The following is a 17,233-nucleotide window of genomic DNA, read 5'->3' on the forward strand; positions in this document are numbered from 1 at the left end:
ACCCAGTGAGGGCAGCAACTGTCCTGCTTGGCGGCCTCGTCAACACGCTCGGCAACCTCACCCGTCGGAGGGGCTCCGTGGACGAACAGGGTGACGTGAGGGTGAGGACGGCGAATTCCGCGCACCCGAGTCCAGGCCCGTCGGCCACGGCGGTGCCCGCGGCCCATGCGGGGACGATCCGGCGGTACGGCTGGGGGACGGCTCCCGGCGGTCGGCACAGGTAAGTCTCGCCACATCAGCGTCTCGGCGGTGTCACCGGCGTCCACGGTCTCTTGATGGACCACCCGCGGCTCCTGTTGAATCCACTGGATCCACGCGGGTGGAACGGACAGGTTGGCAGTCGAACGATCGGGGGATGGCCCATGGACGACACTCGGAGAACTGACGACCCGGCGGGTGTGAACACGAAGCTGTACCTCTCCTCGCTCGGTCTGGGCGCTGCGCTGCTGATCGTCATCAGGCTGTTCGCGTTGCCGCACCTGGGCGGGGCGACCAAGGTGAGTCTCAGCGACACGATCATCTCGATCGTTGACTCGCTCACCGGGGCCGCGGTTGCCTCCTTATGCGTCTCCCTGCTCGTGGTGTTCTTCTACGGTCTGAAGCGGCAGGGACCGGTGGAGGTCCAGGTCACCGACCCCGGATCAATCTCTGCCGAGCTGGACAAGGCAGCAGGCGCCACCAACTCCTGGGACTACCGGGGTCATACGGCTCGGTATTTCAGATCGGCGGTCCTGCCGACCCTTCTCCAGCGCGCCGAGAGGCAGGGACACTATCTATCGATGAACGTGCAGGTGCTCGATCCGGACAACGTCGAACTCATGGACTTCTTCGCCGAGTACCGGAGGAACGCGAACCCCCACCGGCGGGACTACTGGACCCGGCGGCGTGCACAGGCGGAGATCGCCGCAACCATCATCAGGCTCCAGCTCCTGAGCTACCAGTTCTCCCGGCTCAACTGCCGGGTGTACCTGTCGTCCACCGTTTCACCGTTCACGATCGACCTGTCCGACACCTGCGTGATCGTGACCCGCGAGAAGGCTGGCACGGCCGCGTTGAAATACCCGGTCGGCTCGTCCTTCTACGATTCGACCAAAGAGGACATGCGGCTGAGCAACCGCCAGAGCACGGAGCTGCCTCTCCCCCGGTCCGCCACCGAGCTGGATCCTGGTTCCGTCGCGGATGTCAGAGAAGTCCTCTCCCTACTGGGCATACTCCCAGGGGCGGACGACGAACTCCTGAACATGACGCTGGACGCGTACCGAAGGCCGGTGAACCCCTATGCCAACGCGTGAGGCGATCGGCTCGTGGATGACCCGTCAAGGGTGGCCGGACCTACGGACGTTCCTGGACGACTCGGCTTCTTACCTGCACCCCTACGGATTCCTCGTGTTCCGCCTGCCCTTGGACACGTTCCCGGAGTGGGGCATCCGCGTGCATCTGTGGCCGCCCGCCGAGGAACGCAGAACGGACTCCGACCCCTTCCTCGTGCACAGCCACGGCTGGGACCTGCTGACGCGTTCCGTTGTGGGCTGTGTCCGGCACGCGATGTACGACGTGGATGACGGTGCGACGGCTGTGTGGTACGACTCGTTCACCGTCGAGAGCTCGCCCGGCGCCGGAGCCAGCGTTCTCTCGCCGGAAGGAAGGTCCACGAGTGTCCGCATGGTCTCGGAATGGGACGCCACACCGCAGGAGAGCCCGCTCCATATTCCTGCCGGCAGGTTCCACACCACGACAAGCCCGCTTGAAGCCGTATGGGATTCCTGGTCCGTGACCCTGGTCGCCACCGAGCACGCGGCCAGCAACGACTCAAGGGTGCTCGGCCCCTCCAAAGGCAGTGACGTGGTCAACGAACGGGCCGTGATCACGGATCCCGGTGTTCCGCTCTCCGCCATCGACCAGGCCTACGAGCAACGGGCCAATGGATCCAACCGGTGGACGTCCTTCGTCTTCCTGATCGACTCGGGAAGGATCCTGCTCGCGCGGACTCGCCGCTATCCCGGGTACTGGCATCCCGTCGGAGGCCAGATGGAGTCCTGGGACGACACTCCCTTGGACACCGCCCGCCGCGAGGTGCGGGAAGAGCTGGGCATCGACCTGGACGCGAGGAAAATGATCCCGCTCGGATGCCTCCCCAGGGACGAAGGGCCCGGAAAGATCCACACATGGGTCTGCGTTGGAGACTTTCCCGCGCGTCCCGACGTACAGGAGGAGGAAATCCACGAGGTCAGGTGGACGACACTGGAGGAGGCCCTTCGAGTGGACTCCCTGGCCGCGACAAAGAGCTTCCTCACCACCATCTCGGACCGGCGGCGCGAGTTCGGCCTGGAGATCTGACCCCGACCCGAAGACGGCGCCGGACCAACGGGAACGCCCCACGGACCCGGCGACAGCCACCACTACTGCCCGTCAGCTATCCGGGAGTGGCCCTGGCAATCCCCTCACACGTGCGGTGAGGTTGACAGAGCTCTCGGTGCGGAAACTCAAGGCGTCTGACGACCCGTACAGCCGACATGGCGTACGCGTTCGCCCACCGTCAGACGCATGGACAGCTTGGGACGACGCGGACACCTGATGAGACGGAAGGGGAGTTGGTGGCGGACAAGGACGCGGTAGCCCGCGTCGTGACACAGTTCGCTGACCATGTCCAGTGGGTACAGGAGTGGCCGGACAAGCCGACCTGGCGTGACCGACTCCGTCGATGGGCATTCCCCGAGTCGTACCGCTTCGACGGGTCCGCCACACCACCGAAACCCTGGGTCGACCGGCCCGCCGGGCACTATGAGCGGACAGGCTGGCGCATCCGAGCGGCCTACTACAGATCCGACCTGGCTTTCGAAGTCGAGTATGTGGTGTGCGATCACTGCAAGATCGGCTGGGTCGAATCGCCCTACACCTACGACGGCTACAAGCGCTGCGGCCTGGCCTCGGCCGCTCTCCGGTCTCTGCGCCGAGCCTATCCCGGACTCCGGTGGCACACAGCAGGCGGCCACTTCCGAGACGCCGTGCCCTTCTGGGATTCCGTCAGCGCGGATGTTCCCGGGAGCTACACCCGGCGGGAAAGATGTCATCACGTGGAACCACGCCGAGCGCGGTGAGCCCTCTCGCCAGAAGCCACGGGACGATCACTCGTTCATCTCCTGCCCCAGCACTTGGCCTCGCTCCCCGCCAGTCGATCCAGGGCGACTCCGCCGTCTCAGTTTCCGTCTCATTCACCACCGTTCGCGGACGTTCATGCGAGACCACAGCCCCACTCCGGCACCTCGACCAGCCGTCCACGAACGCAGGTGAACGCCCCCGAACGACGCCCTCCGCCCCACCCCCACAGTTGGAAAGCGTGTTGGGGGTGCTGAGGGATCAAGGGCGTGGCACCTGGCACCCAACCGAAGGGCAATGGCGGTCGTCTCAGTTTCCGTCTCGTTCGCCTCCGTACGCGGCCGTCCAGAATCGTTCACACCGCCCCACCGGGCACTGCATCCGTACGGGATCGAACGCCCGCGAACGCGCCCGGATCAAGCCCTGACCAGCCCGGACAAACCTGCAAAGCGAGTTACGCGGGTTCGATTCCCGCCACGGCCTCAAGTGTTTGACCAGGCAAGGTGAAAGGGCGGCACCCCTCCAGGGTTGCCGTCCTTTCGGCGGCCGTTTCAGGTTCCGGCTTCCTGTGAGTCCATCCCCGGGCGCCATCCGACCGACAGGCCCCAGTGGACTCCGGAGCCGGCCGTCACCGTGATGTCGATGTTTTGTTTGCTGCTGCTCAGCCCGATCTCGTTGTAGGTCGTTGCGGGTGTGGTGGTGCACGGGACTGTGTAGGTGGCCAGTTTCCCGATGGTGATGACCGTCTTGCCCTTGCCTACGCATTCGGTTGCCACAGCGATCGTGCCGGGCTTGACGCTTCGGATCCCTGGTATCTCTTCCGAGCCTGTTCTGTCGGCCAGGCGAACGAAGACTTTGGCCGAGCCGGAGATGTCCGGTGGGGTTCTCGTCACGGCTATGGCCGAAGGCGGAGGGGACGAGGGAGACCAGGGCGCGGAGGCGTGGGGAGTTCTGGCCGAGGCGTCTTTGCCGGTATGCCCCGCGCAGCCCGCCATGAGCGGAACACTCACTGCCAGGGCGATCACTGCCGCCCCGCGCATCCTGGTCACAGCACCCCACCCGCCTCGTCCTGGAACAGCTCCGTCCAGTAGTGCCAGTCGGCGTCCGTCGTCGTGCCCGTGGGGTCGATGGTGGAGAGGGCTCGGATCATCGTCTTGGCGACCTGGACGTACAGGGTGTTCGTCAGCTCGTGGGCGAGCGACTCGTCTATCTGGCGCTCCCGGTGCAGGAGCCAGAGGGTGAAGGCGAGGGTGGAGATGTCGGTGTTGAGGGGGTGGAGGGTCGCTTCGCGCTCGCTCCAGTTCAGGACCGCGCCCGTCTCGCCGTCGACCACCAGGATGTTGTCCTCGATCAGATGGCCGAGGACGATCAGGTGGTCGGCCCGGGGCGGGAGGGCGACCAGCTGGTCGGCCTGGTTCTCGGCGAGGGTGGGCAGCGGGGCGTCCGGGTCGGTGTGGAAGAGGACGCCGTCCTCGGGCAGGCCCGTCTCGCTCAGGAAGCGGCGCGTCGGGGCGTGGGTGAGCGTCGACGGGAAGTCGATGTCCTCGAAGCGGACGACACTGCTTCGGCCGAACTCCTGGTCCAGAAGCCTGGGCGGGAGGTCCAGGGCAAGGCCGGACCCCGTGCCCGGGCCCGCGACCAGGGCCAGGGGGCGGATCAGGGCCGCAATCTTCCAGAACGTCGGCACCGCACCGCCCGTGCCCTCCTCGAACACCGTCAGCAGCTGACGGGTCGCCTCCTCCACCGCCGTAGGACCGAAGCGGCCGGCGTACGCTGCGAACTGGCCGCGCACCTCCGTCAGTTCGTCGGTCGCCGTCGCGAAGCGGACCAGGGTGGGGAGCGACGGGGCCAGCGGTGTGCGGTCCATCAGGTCGAGGCGGGCGTGGAAGAAGGCCGTCGTCGAGACCTCGCCCGTGACTCCGTCGAGCAGGACCGACTCCGTCTCCATGCCGCGCAGGTCCGTCAGTCCGCCTATCACCAACTGGTCGCGCAGCCCCTCGCCGAGCCGTCCGGCCGGGTCGGGCGTGGTGTCGGCCACCGTGCGCAGTCCCTCCCTGCGCAGCTCCTCGAAGGTGAACAGGTCGCTGTCGCCGGGCAGTCCGGGGCCGCTGAGCCAGCGGCGGGTGGACACGTGGGTGATGTACGGACGCAGTTCGTCCTCGGTCAGTCTGATCGCCTCTACGGCGGTATCGGTCGTGCTCATGGCTCCCCCGTGTGTTTCCTTGCGCAGTCCCCTGGGCACGTCTCTCACGGTCCCCTGGCAGGGCACGGCACGGCGAACCAGTTCGGTCGGCGCTTGTCCCCCACTGCTCGAAACACTACGCGCCGCCACTGACAACGCCCTCGTACCAGGGAGACGTCAGAGCACCCTCGCGCGTTCCCGTCCCGCGAGAATCGCCTCCACCGTCTGCGTGGGGGTCAGTCCGGAGGTGTCCAGCCACAGACCGATCGGTGGCGTCGACGTCCGCAGCGCCTCGTCCAGCGCCGGAACCGTCCAGACCGCGTCGTCGTAGCCCGTCTTCGCCCGGCCCGCCTCCCGGGCGGCCACCGTCCCGGCGTCCGGGGCCAGGACCACGACGTACAGGGGGCGCGTCCGGACCAGCGCCACATACGCCGTCAGGTACTCGCCCAGGACGACGTCCTGGACGATCGCCGTGAAACCGGCCTCCGCGTACGCGTCCGCTGTCGCGGCCGACAGCCGGTACCGCAGGCGCAGTTGGGCCTCGGCCTCACCAGCCTCGGCCTCACCAGCCTCGGCCTCACCAGCCTCGGTCTCACCAGCAGCGCCGGGTACGTACTCCTCGCGCCCCGACACGATCATTCGCCGGAACATGTCCTCGCGCACATGCGCCGCCCGCGGCAACCGCTCCGCCAGCGCCTGCGCGACCGTCGACTTCCCGGCCGCCATCACGCCGGTGACCAGGACCACCCCGTTCACGCGGAGTAGACGCCGCCCACCGGAACCACGATCACGCGGGGCTCCTGACAAGAAGACCTCACCGGTCCGTCACCACCGCGGCCTGCGGACGGATCGGCAGCCGGTTCACGGGACGGCCCGTCGCGGCCCGTACGGCGGAGGCGACGGCCGCCGGTGACGTGACCACCGGCACCGCGCTTGCCGCCTTCGCGCCGAACGGGGCGATCACGTCCCGCTCCTCGACGAGCTTGACGATCCGGATGTCCGGCGCGTCCAGGGCCGTGGGCAGCGCGTACCCCGTGAGGTCCGGGTGGCGGATCAGCCCGCGCGCGGTGCGCAGGTTCTCCGTCAGCGCTATCCCGACGCCCTGGGTGACGCCCGCTTCGATACGGGCCTCCAGCTGGGCGGGGTTGAGGATCCGGCCGACGTCCTGGGCGAGCGCCAGCTCGACCACCCGGACCGAGCCCAGTTCCACGTCGACGTCGACCACCGCGCGGATCGCGCAGAACGCCATCCCCACGAAGGCGTCGCCCTGCCCGGCCTCGTTCAGGGGCTCGGTCGGGTGCGGGCGGCACTGGGCGGTGGCCCACAGTTCCTTGCCGTCCATGGCCTCGGTGACGGTCGTCGACAGGACCCCGTCGTACGAGGTGATCTTGCCGTCGGTGATCTGGAGCAGCTCGGTGGACATGCCGAACTTGTGCGCCAGGGGCTGCAGGAGCTGGGTGCGGACCATCTTGGCCGCGCGTTCCACCGCGCCGCCCGAGACCCAGGTGTGACGGCCTCGCGCGCCCGGGCCGGCCGGGGGCTGGTCGGTGTCGACGGGCGCGACGTGCACCTCGTCGATACCGAGGGTCTCCTGGACGATCTGGCGGGCCAGCGTGGTGAAGCCCTGGCCGGTCTCGACGGCCGCGCACAGCACCGTCGCGACGCCGTCCTGGACACGTACGGTCGCCGTGGAGACCTCGTCCGCGCCTTCCGTGCCGAGCATGTGCACCATGCCGAGGCCGTAGCCGACGCCCCGGCGGATCGCGCCCGGTTCGCCCGCGCCCTCGGGGCCGCCGGGCAGCAGCCACTCGTCCTCGGGGGTGTCCTTGGGGAGCGCGGGGAGCGGGAAGTCCCGTACCGCCTGGAGCAGTTCGGCGACCGGGGCCGGGCACGTCACCGTCTGGCCGGTCGGGAGGACGTCGCCGGTGGCGAGGACGTTGCGCAGGCGCAGTTCCGCCGGGTCGACGCCCAGCTTCTTGGCCAGCTTGTCCATCTGCGCCTCGTAGGCGGCGCACACCTGCATCGCGCCCTCGCCGCGGACATGGCCGGAGGGCGGGTTGTTGGTGCGGACGGCCCAGCCCTCGATGAAGGCGTTCGGGACGACGTACGGCCCGCAGGCGAAGCCCACGGCGGCGGCCAGGGCCTCCGAGGAGGTGTCCGCGTAGGCGCCCCCGTCGAGCAGGATCTGCGCCTCGACCTTCACCAGCTTGCCGTCCGTGTCGGCGTGGTGGCGGTATCTCAGCAGTGTGGGATGGCGGTGCACATGGCCGAGGAAGGACTCCTCGCGCGTGGCCGTGAGCTTCACCGGGCAGCCGGTCTTCAGCGCGAGCAGGCCGAGCGGGAGCTGGAAGCCCTGGTCCTCGCGGTCGGCGGTGGCGCCGGGGACGCCGGTGACGACGACCTTGACGCGCTCGGGCTCCAGGCCGTAGCAGGCGGCGGCGGTGTCTCGGTCGGCGTGCGGGTCGGTGGAGGCGAGGTAGAGCTCGACGCCGCCGTCGGGGCGGGGCACGGCGAGGCCGGCCTCGGCGCCGATGGGGGCCGGGTCCTGGCGGCCGATGCGGTACTGGCCCTCGACGATGACCTCGCCGACGACGTCCGGGTCGCCGTGGTGCAGCGGGATGTGGCGGACCAGGTTGCCGTCGGGGTGCAGGGGCTCGGCCTCGAAGGCCTGTTCCGGGTCGGTGACCGGCTCCAGCACCTCGTACTCGACGATGACGGCGGCCGCTGCCATGCGCGCGGTGTCGGGGTGGTCGGCGGCGACGGCCGCGATGGGCTCGCCGTGATGGCGTACGACCTCGGAGGCGAAGACCGGGCGGTCGGCCTTGCCGCGGCCGTGCACCGGGCTGCCGGGGACGTCCTCGTGGGTGATGACCGCGCGGACGCCGGGCATCTCACGCGCGTGGGACGTGTCGATGGACACGATGCGCGCGTGCGCGTGCGGGGAGCGCAGCACGGCGGCCCACAGCAGGCCCTCGGCCCACAGGTCGGCCGCGTAGGGGAAGGTGCCCTCGGTCTTCGCGCGCGCGTCGGCGGCCGGCAGGGAGACGCCGAGGCCGTGCGGAATCGGCTCGGGGGCGGGTGCTGCCTCCGCGGCGGTGGTCGCGGTGGCGGCTTCGTTGCTCACGCCTGGCCTCCGTCCTGTCCCTGTCCGTACGCCTGCTCATGCGGTCCGGAAGTGCCCGGGAACCCCGGGGAGTCGAACGCCGACGGGTTGACGCTTCCGGCCCCGGGGCCCGCCTGATGCGGGATACGTGCCTCGTCGCCATCCGTCTCAGCGTCGCCCGTCGCGTGGGCCTCGCGCTCGGCGACGACCTCCTTGACGGCGTCGACGACGCCCCGGTAGCCGGAGCAGCGGCAGAGGTTGCCGCACAGTGCTGTGCGGGTCTCCAGTTCGGTGGGCGCCGGGTTGCCCTCCAGCAGGTCGTGCACGGTCATCGCCATGCCCGGCACGCAGAAGCCGCACTGCACGGCTCCGCAGCGGGCGAGCGCGCGCTGCACGTCCGAGGGCCGGCCGTCCGCGGCGAGGCCCTCGACGGTACGGACCTCGCTGCCTGCGGCGGTCACGGCGGGCACCAGGCAGGAGGCGACGAGCCGTCCGTCGACCTGGACGTTGCACGCCCCGCACTCGCCCTGTGAGCAGCCGTCCTTGGCGCCGGCGAGCCCGAGCCGCTCGCGCAGCACGTAGAGCAGCGACTCGCCGATCCAGGCGTCGGTGACCGGGCGGTCGACGCCGTTGACCCGCAGGACGAGGGAGGCGAGGGGGTGTTCCTCGCCGGACGGCGCGGGAGCCTGGGCGTCCGCGTCCGCGTTCTCGCTGGAGTCGGCCGCGTTCACTTCGGCGGTCTCCGGCCCGGGTTCGTCGTCGCCGACGGACGGGGCGTGCTCCACACCGGACTCGACAGGGCCGTCAGCGGCTTCCACGGCCCCTTGGGCGTCGTCGGAGACCTCGGGAGCCGCCGGGGCCTCACCGGCGCCGGGAGTGGGCCGTGAGGCGGCTGTGGAGGGGTTGTCCGCATAGGGCTCGGCGCGCGTGTGCGCGGTCGGCGCGGGCTGCTCCGACAGGTCGGAGGGCGCGTGGTCCTCGGCGTGCGGGGCGGGCGGCGCCTGCACGTCGGCGTGCGTGTCGGTCTGCGCGTCGGCGGCCGCTACGGCGTAGGCGTCACCGGCGGAACCGGAGTGCCCCTCGCCGAAGGCACCACCGTGACCGTCGCCCTGGCTCCGGTCGTCCCACGGCTGCGCCGGTTGTGTCGCCCAGGGTGCGGACGCCCCGCCCGGCAGGGTCGCGGGAGGGGTGCCGCCCCACTGCTCGACCAGGGACGAGGTGGTGAACTCGCCCGATTCGTCCGGGATATCGCCGCCGACGACAGGAATGGACCACTGGCCGGTGACGTCGTGGCCGGGTGCGGGCGCGGCGGCGGTGTCCTCGGCGTTCCACTGCTGGGTGGAGGCGGGGTTGTACGTGAACTGTCCGGTCTGCCCCTGCGGCACCGCGTTCGGGTCGGGCCAGCCGGAACCCTCGGCGGGCACGCCCCACGCGCCCGTGCCCGCCGGGTCGGTTCCGGTGCCGTCGCCCGGCGTGGCCGTTATCTGCGGCGGCACATAGCCCTGACCGCGCGCGGCGAGCGGGCTGTCGGCGGAGGCCAGGAGGGCGTCGATGCCTCCTTCGGGGAGCTTCACGAAGGCGGTCGCGCCGTCGTCGTAGTCGCCCTGGGGCAGCGGGTCCCAGCGGCTCGCGGCCCTGGGGGTGCCCTCTCCGTGCTGGTCGTCGGTCACGACAGTGCCCTCCCCAGTGCTCGCCGGGCCAGCGCGGCGACGGTGCGCCGCAGGTGCAGTACGGCCGGTGGATGCTGCGGTACGGAGCCGTCCGGGGCCGGCGCGGGGTCGGGGATGCAGGCCGCGGCGACGTACTCGCCGAAGGCCTCCAGGGCCTCCGGGACGATCGCGCGGCCGTTGTCCCAGTCGATCAGGCGGGCGACCCACTGCTCGGCGTCCAGGGGCCGCAGCGGCATGGGCGCTATGGCACCGACGGCGCACCTGACCCCCCGCCGGGCCGGGTCGAGGACCAGGGCGACGGAGGCCATGGCGCGGCCGGGTCCGGTACGCCCCGTCACCTTGAGGAAGACCTGCGGTGCGTGCAGCAGCGGCACGCGGACGAAGCCGATGAGCTCTCCGGCGCGCAGCATCTCCATGCCGGCCAGCAGGTGCGAGACGGGCATCTCGCGGCGGGCCCCGTCCGGGCCCGCGATGATCAGTGTCGCCTCCAGGGCGGCCAGTACGGGCAGCGCGTCGCCCGTGGGGGCCGCGGAGGCGATGTTGCCGCCCAGGGTGCCCGCGTTGCGGATCTGCGGCGGGCCAGCGGCGCGGGCGGCGGCCGCGAGCGCCGGGATGAGGGCGGCGAAGTCGGGGCGGCCCATGCGCGCGTGGGTGAGGCCCGCGCCGAGCAGGGCGTGTCCGTCCTGGTACTGCCAGCCGCGGATCTCGCTGATCTTGCCGAGTCCGACCAGCGCGGCGGGCCTGAGCTGCCCGGAGTTGACGGCGGCCATCAGGTCGGTGCCGCCCGCGACGGGCACGGCGGCGGGCATGGCCGTGAGGGCCGCCACCGCCTCGTCCAGTGTTGTGGGCAGCGTGACGGCCTGCTTCGCCTGCGGTGCTTGCGTGGTCAAACCGGCTGCCCCTTCCCGCTGCCCCACCTGGCCCTGCCTGTTGCTGCCGTACGGTACGTGCTGACAGGGCGGACGTGGCAACTCTGGCACATCTTCGCAACAGCCGAGGACAGGGGTCCGCTAGGAGGCGTTCGGTGGCATTCGCCCGCCCCGTCCGGGAGATGGTCCGTTTTCGTACGGCATCACCGACACCTACCGATTGCCACTCTTAAGTGACTTCTGGGGCCTTTTTCCCTTACCTGTTCGGGGGCGTTCCGTCGATGGGCCGCCCGAGCACACCGGGCCGTTTCTGCCATGGCAACGGCCCTGTGGGCGGCCGGTAGCCGACGCCCAGGGCGTCAAGTCGCGGATAGTGGGCGGCCATTCGCCGCTCGAAGTCCGCGAGGTCCCGTTCCGCCGGGGCGGGCAGTGCGCTCCAGGCCACCTCGGCGAACGCCGCGAGCCGCGGGAACGTCTGGTAGTCCACGCGTGCGTGATCCTCCATCACCTCGGTCCACACGTTGGCCTGCGTACCGAGGACATGCGCCGCTTCGGCCGGCGTCAACTGCGGTGGAACGGGCTCGAAGCGATACACGTCCTCCAGGGTGCGGACATAGCCGATCGGCACCGGCTCGTCCTCGCCGGCGTCCTGGCGGTGGTCCAGGTACACATACTGTTCCGGGCACATCACGACGTCGTGGCCGGAGCGTGCGGCGGCGATCCCGCCCTCGTAACCGCGCCACGAGGAGACGGCCGCCCCCTCGGCGAGCCCGCCCTCCAGGATCTCGTCCCAGCCGATGAGCCTGCGCCCGCGCGCGGTGAGCCATGTGTCGAAGTGACGGATGAACCAGGACTGCAACTCGTCCTCGTCCGCGAGGCCGAGTTCCCGGATCCGGGCCTGGACCGAAGGCGACTCCCGCCATTGCTCCTTGGCGCATTCGTCGCCACCGATGTGAATGAACTCGGAGGGGAACAGCTCCAGCAGTTCCTCGAACACGCCCTCGTAGAACCGAAGGGTGTTGTCAGTGGGGGCGAGTACGTTCAGAGAGATGCCCCAGCTGTCCCAGACCGAGAGGGAGGTCGTGTCGATGACGTCGGTGTTGCCGAGTTCCGGGTACGCGGCGATGGCCGCCTGCGAGTGTCCTGGTACGTCGATTTCGGGGACCACGGTGATATGCCGCTCGGCGGCGTAGGCGACGATCTCCCGGATGTCGTCCTGGGTGTAGAAGCCACCGTGCGGCTTCTCCTCCCACAGCGGCGAGGCCCCGTGGCCGAATTTGGTGCGCGCCCGCCATGAGCCCACCTCGGTGAGCCGGGGGTACCTCTTGATCTCGATCCGCCAGCCCTGGTCGTCCGTCAGGTGGAAGTGGAGGACGTTGAGTTTGTGTGCGGCCATCAGATCGAGGTAGCGCAGGACTCCGTCCTTGGGCATGAAGTGCCGGGAGACGTCGAGCATGAGGCCGCGCCAGCGGAATCGGGGGGCGTCGTGGATGGTGACCGGGGGTACTTCCCAGACGCGCCCGGAGGTGATGGGTGCGCGACGGAAGGCGGCGGGGCCGAGCAGCTGACGGAAGGTCTGGGCGCCGTGGAACAGGCCCTCCCGGCTTGCCCCGTCGATGACCACCCCGTGCTCGTCCACGGTGAGGCGGTACGCCTCGGGGCCGAGTTCGTCGGCGTGGGGCGGCGCGATCTGCAGCCGGATGCGGCTCCCGCCGGAGGCGTACGGCTCCAGCGGCAGGCCCGTCGCCGCGCCGACCGTCGTGCGCAGCCAGCGGGCCACTTCGCCGGCGCCGGGGCCGGCCTCGATCTCGGTCTCCTCGTCGAGGACGAACACCCGGCCACCGGGGCTGTCGACGCTCGATGGCGCCGGAATCAGTGAAGTCACGTCAGTCCTTAACCGCTCCGCCCAGTCCCGAGACCAGACGTCGCTGTACGAGTACGAAGAACACCAGCACCGGAATCGTCATCACCGTCGAGGCGGCCATGACGCCGCCCCAGTCCGGCTCGTCCGGCTTGAAGAAGACCAGCAGGGCCATCGGCAGCGTGGACTGCGAGGTGTCGCTGATGATGAACGACTTGGCGAAGAGGAAATCGTTCCAGGCCGAGATGAAGGAGAACACGCTCGTGGCGACCAGGCCCGGCAGGACGAGGGGGAACAGAATCTGCCACAGGAATCGCGCGCGGCTCGCCCCGTCGATGTAGGCGGCCTCTTCCAAAGCCTCCGGTACGGCCTTCACGAACCCTCTCAGCATCCAGATCGCGAAGGGCAGCGAGAACGCGATGTGGGGCAGGATCAGCGAGCCCAGCGTGTTCAGCAGACCGAAGTCCCGCATCTGGAAGAACAAGGGGATGGTGAGGGCCTCCACCGGCACCATCTGGGCGACCAGGAACATGATGAGCAGGGTGGTCCGGAAGCGGAAGCGGAATCGGGTCACGGCGGTCGCCGCGAGAAACGCGATCAGCGCCGAGACGATCACGACACTGCCCGCCACGACAAGGCTGTTGACGAAATACCGACCGAAATCCTGCTGCCCGAACACCCGCCGGAAGGAATCGAGCGAGGGCGCGAGCGTCCAGGGCCGGGGCTCGGTGGACTCGATCTCGCCGGCCGGTTTGAAGGCGCTGAGCACCATCCAGTAGAGAGGGAAGGCGACGACGACCGCGATGAGCAACGCCGACCCCTCGGCGGCCAGCCGCCATGGACGCCGTAGGGACAGCCGCGCCCGCGCGCGTGGAAGGCTCACAGTTCCTCCCCCTGGCGGGTCAGCAGCCTCAGGTACACCAGCGTCACGGCGAGCAGGATCAGCAGCATCACGACGCCGATCGCCGCGCCGAGGCCGTACTGCGAGGAGGCGAAGGCCTGTTGGTAGGCGTAGACGTTCAGGACGAGGTTCTGTCCGGCGATGCCTCCCCCGTTCGTCATGACGTAGATCTGGGTGAACACCTTGAAGTCCCAGATGACCGACTGGATGGTGACGACGGCCAGGATCGGCCGCAGCATCGGCGTGAGCACCGACCGCCAGATCCGCCACTGCGAGGCCCCGTCCAGCGCGGCGGCCTCCAGCACCTCGGCCGGCACGGCACGGATCCCGGCGTACACCGTGACCATCACGAACGGGAAGGAGCACCAGACGACTTCGAGGAGCACGAGGGCGAAGGCGCTCACCCGCCCGTACGTCCACGAGTGGTCGCCGAGCCCCAGGACGCGGTTGACCGGTCCGAAGTCGGGGTCGAAGAGGAGCAGCCAGACCGTCGACCCCGTCACCGCCGGTGTCGCCCAGGCCCCGAGCGCGGCGAGCATCAACGCCAGTCGCGGCACGGCCCGTACCCGGGTGAGGAGCACGGCCAGCGCGCACCCGACGGCGAGCGTCGACGCGACACAGGCCGCCGCGAACAGCACGGTGGCCAGCAGCACCTGCCAGAACTGCGGATCGGAGAACAGCGCGGAGTAGTTCCCGAACCCCTCGAAGGCGGTCGGTTCGCCGCCGCTGACCTGGGCCTGGGTGTACCGGAAGAAGGAGATCAGACCGAGTTGGTAGACGGGGTAGACGAGCAGTCCGCCCAGGACGACGAGGGCCGGGGCGAGATAGAGCCAGGGTGCCCGGGTGGTGCGGTTGATCACTGACGTCACCGAGGTCACCCGACGGAGCCGAACGCGGCGTTCATCTTCTTCGCCGCTTCCCCGGAGGCCGCCGCCACGTTCTTCTTGCCGCTGATGACCTCCTGGAACATCGTCGGCAGCACCAGCGAGGAGTCGATCTGCGACCAGGCGGGCGAGGCGGGCACGAACTTCGTCCCGGCGGCGAGGGTCTGCGCGAAGGGCTTCACGTACGGCTGCTCGGAGGCGGCCTGCTGCCTGACGTCCGCGAACGTCGGCAGGAACCCCATCGCGTCGAACATCGACGCCTGCGTCTTCTTCGAGGTGAGCTGTTCCATCAGGTCGACGGCGAGCGTCCGGTGGGCCGTGCTCTTCAGTACGCCGATGTTGTTGCCGCCCGCGAAAGCGGGAGCGATCGACCCGGCGGTGATCCCGGGCAGCGGCACCACCGCGTACTCGCCCTTGACCTTCCCGGCCTCCACCGCCGTATGGCTGAAGTCGCCCCCGATCGCCATGCCCGCCTTGCCCGCGGCGAACGCGGTGATCGTGTCGTTGCCGCCCATGCCGGCGCACTTCGCGGCGGGACAGTTGTCGTCGGTGAAGAGCGAGGTGTACTCCTTGATGCCCTTCTGGGCCGCGGCACCGGAGATCGCGGACGCGTACGACCCGCCCTTGCCGTCGGCGAGTTCGCCGCCGTTGGCCCAGATGAAGGGCATCGCGCCGTACGTGTAGGCGCCGCCGACGACGAGGCCGTACAACTCGGGCTTCGCGGCGCGGATCTTGCGGGCCGTGGCGGCCAACTCGGCCATCGTCTTCGGCACTTCGAGGCCGAGCTCCTTGAAGACGTCGGTGCGGTAGTACAGGGCGCGGACGCCGACGTAGAAGGGCGAGCCGTAGATCCTGTCGTCGACGGTGACCGACTGTCTGGCGGTGGGGTCGGTGTCCTTGGCCTCGCTCCAGTCGCCGAACTCCTTGGTGACGTCGAGGAGTCCGCCGTCCTTCACGTAGCCGGCGGTGTCGGTGTTGCCGTACTCCATCACGTCGGGTGCGGAGGACGGGTCGTTGAAGGCGGCCTTGACGCGCTGGGCGCGGGTCTCGACCGGGATGTACTCGACGTCGACCTTGGTGCCGTCGTGAGCCTTCTCGAAGGCGTCGACGACGGAGTCGACGACCTGCTCCTTGGGCTTGTTGCCGACTTCCTGGAAGAGCCAGACACGCAGGGTGCCGGTCTTCTCGTCCTTGTCGGAGGAGGAGTCGGAGGCGGTCTGGGGCGCGCAGGCGGTGACGACCAGGGCGGCCAGCAACAGGGCGGGAAGTCGGGGGGAGAGCTTCATGGAGTGATCCTCCGGACGTGCGTTGCAACATATGCAATGACGGTTTCGCTCAACGCAACGGAGGTTATGGGTTGCATGAACACGCCCACAAGAGGTCTCAACCAATCCGTGATACACAAAAGGCCCCCGGGGCGCGTGGTACGCACCCAGGGGGCCCTGTGAAGCTCAGTCGGACGGCCTGTCTACTTGTCGCCGTCCTTGTCGTCGTCCCCGGAGCCCATGGACTCGTAGATCTCCTTGCACATGGGGCACACGGGGTACTTCTTGGGATCGCGGCCGGGCACCCACACCTTGCCGCACAGCGCCACGACGGGGGTCCCGTCGAGGGCGCTCGCCATGATCTTGTCCTTCTGGACGTAATGGGCGAAGCGCTCGTGGTCGCCGTCACCGTGGGACACCTGCGGCGTCGGCTCTACGAGGGTCCCCGTACCAGTCCCGCGCTCGGGCTCGAGAGTGCTCATGAAGCCAAGGGTAATCAACCACCGGGAACTATGGATCCCCCGCTTCCACAACGGGTGTCACCGGCGGTGACGCGACGCTCGCGGTCAGCCCCGTCCGAGTCCTCCCCGAGCGGAGGCCGGGGCCGGCGACGGGGCCCCGCGCCGCCACAACTGCCCCGCGCGAGCACGGATCTTGCGGGGTGGAGCGGGAGAACCGCCTCGCCTCAGTTGAGCGAGGCGTCGTCCGGGTAGGTGGCCACCATCGCGAGTTCGTTGCGCTGGCGGCGCAGCACCTCGCGCCAGAGTCTCTCCGGGGACGGCGAGGAGACATCGCCGGGTTCCGACTCGACGACGTACCAGGCGCCCTCCACCAGCTCGTTCTCCAGCTGGCCTGGGCCCCAGCCGGAGTAACCGGCGAAGATGCGCAGGCTGCCGACGGCCGAGGCGAGCAGCTCGGGCGGGGCCTCCAGGTCGACCAGTCCGATCGCGCCGTGCACTCTGCGCCAGCCCAGCGGGGTCCCGTCGAGTGCTCCGCCGCCGGGGATGACGGCGACCCCCAGGGCCGAGTCCAGGGAGACCGGGCCGCCCTGGAAGACGACGCCGGGTTCACCCGCGAGGTCGGCCCAGCCCTCCAGGATGTCGCCGACGTCCACCGGGGTGGGGCGGTTGAGGACCACGCCGAGCGAGCCCTCCTCGTCGTGGTCGAGAAGGAGCACCACCGCGCGGTCGAAGTTCGGGTCCGCCAGGGCGGGCGTTGCCACGAGCAACCGCCCTGTGAGCGAGGACACCTCGGTCATGCCAGACATGATCCCGCATCTTCCCTCCAAGTGTGGAGGCAATGCCTTTACCGCAGGGGTCGCAGCTCAGAGCGCAACCGTGCGCCCCAGGCGCGCGACACGCGCCCGTGACCCCATGTGCCCGACAGGGAACGGCCCGTGTTG

At 69.6% G+C, this 17,233-nt stretch carries 14 protein-coding genes; 2 read left to right on the plus strand and 12 right to left on the minus strand.

Features of this window, described 5'->3' with window-relative positions; translation table 11 throughout:
- Positions 1-362 precede the first annotated feature (362 nt).
- Entirely contained in the window at positions 363-1,292 is a 930-nt protein-coding gene (locus tag ACFYRX_RS41245) for a hypothetical protein (RefSeq protein WP_389111825.1), read from the plus strand.
- 16 nt (positions 1,293-1,308) lie between these two features.
- Positions 1,309-2,337: an NUDIX hydrolase gene (locus ACFYRX_RS41250; RefSeq protein WP_389111827.1), complete on the plus strand. Its 1,029-nt coding sequence runs from the start codon at positions 1,309-1,311 to the stop codon at positions 2,335-2,337.
- A gap of 1,310 nt (positions 2,338-3,647) precedes the next feature.
- Here ACFYRX_RS41250 and ACFYRX_RS41255 read toward each other — a convergent pair.
- The 12 genes from ACFYRX_RS41255 to ACFYRX_RS41310 all read right to left on the minus strand — a co-directional run bounded on the left by ACFYRX_RS41255 (position 3,648) and on the right by ACFYRX_RS41310 (position 17,089).
- Positions 3,648-3,989, minus strand: coding sequence for a hypothetical protein (locus tag ACFYRX_RS41255; RefSeq protein ID WP_389111829.1), 342 nt, complete (start codon positions 3,987-3,989; stop codon positions 3,648-3,650).
- 152 nt (positions 3,990-4,141) lie between these two features.
- Positions 4,142-5,299 carry an SUKH-4 family immunity protein gene (locus tag ACFYRX_RS41260; RefSeq protein WP_389111831.1) on the minus strand — a complete coding sequence of 386 codons (1,158 nt, stop codon included), beginning with the start codon at positions 5,297-5,299 and terminating at the stop codon, positions 4,142-4,144.
- Between the two features lie 156 nt (positions 5,300-5,455).
- Positions 5,456-6,034 carry an AAA family ATPase gene (locus ACFYRX_RS41265; protein WP_389111832.1) on the minus strand — a complete coding sequence of 193 codons (579 nt, stop codon included), beginning with the start codon at positions 6,032-6,034 and terminating at the stop codon, positions 5,456-5,458.
- Positions 6,035-6,092: 58 nt separating this feature from the next.
- The gene (locus ACFYRX_RS41270; protein ID WP_389111834.1) at positions 6,093-8,402 is read right to left on the minus strand and encodes a xanthine dehydrogenase family protein molybdopterin-binding subunit; all 2,310 of its coding nucleotides are present in this window, start codon (positions 8,400-8,402) and stop codon (positions 6,093-6,095) included.
- Positions 8,399-10,051: a 2Fe-2S iron-sulfur cluster-binding protein gene (locus tag ACFYRX_RS41275; protein WP_389111835.1), complete on the minus strand. Its 1,653-nt coding sequence runs from the start codon at positions 10,049-10,051 to the stop codon at positions 8,399-8,401. The genes ACFYRX_RS41270 and ACFYRX_RS41275 overlap by 4 nt, the downstream gene beginning before the upstream one ends.
- Positions 10,048-10,941 carry an FAD binding domain-containing protein gene (locus ACFYRX_RS41280; protein WP_389111837.1) on the minus strand — a complete coding sequence of 298 codons (894 nt, stop codon included), beginning with the start codon at positions 10,939-10,941 and terminating at the stop codon, positions 10,048-10,050. The genes ACFYRX_RS41275 and ACFYRX_RS41280 overlap by 4 nt, the downstream gene beginning before the upstream one ends.
- Positions 10,942-11,176: 235 nt before the next feature.
- Positions 11,177-12,805, minus strand: coding sequence for a beta-N-acetylhexosaminidase (locus ACFYRX_RS41285; protein WP_389111839.1), 1,629 nt, complete (start codon positions 12,803-12,805; stop codon positions 11,177-11,179).
- A 1-nt stretch (position 12,806) separates the two neighbouring features.
- Positions 12,807-13,664 (minus strand): carbohydrate ABC transporter permease, encoded by an 858-nt coding sequence (locus ACFYRX_RS41290; protein WP_389111840.1) that lies wholly within the window; start codon positions 13,662-13,664, stop codon positions 12,807-12,809.
- Positions 13,661-14,551: a carbohydrate ABC transporter permease gene (locus ACFYRX_RS41295; protein WP_389111841.1), complete on the minus strand. Its 891-nt coding sequence runs from the start codon at positions 14,549-14,551 to the stop codon at positions 13,661-13,663. The genes ACFYRX_RS41290 and ACFYRX_RS41295 overlap by 4 nt, the downstream gene beginning before the upstream one ends.
- Before the next feature lie 5 nt (positions 14,552-14,556).
- The gene (locus tag ACFYRX_RS41300) at positions 14,557-15,852 is read right to left on the minus strand and encodes an extracellular solute-binding protein (protein ID WP_389111843.1); all 1,296 of its coding nucleotides are present in this window, start codon (positions 15,850-15,852) and stop codon (positions 14,557-14,559) included.
- Between the two features lie 182 nt (positions 15,853-16,034).
- The gene (locus ACFYRX_RS41305) at positions 16,035-16,313 is read right to left on the minus strand and encodes a DUF3039 domain-containing protein (RefSeq protein ID WP_387734744.1); all 279 of its coding nucleotides are present in this window, start codon (positions 16,311-16,313) and stop codon (positions 16,035-16,037) included.
- Between the two features lie 203 nt (positions 16,314-16,516).
- A complete protein-coding gene (locus ACFYRX_RS41310; protein WP_389111845.1) occupies positions 16,517-17,089 on the minus strand; it encodes a YqgE/AlgH family protein in 573 nt (190 codons plus the stop codon).
- Between the last annotated feature and the right edge of the window lie 144 nt (positions 17,090-17,233).

Source organism: Streptomyces sp. NPDC005374, from assembly GCF_042872225.1.
GTDB lineage: Bacteria > Actinomycetota > Actinomycetes > Streptomycetales > Streptomycetaceae > Streptomyces.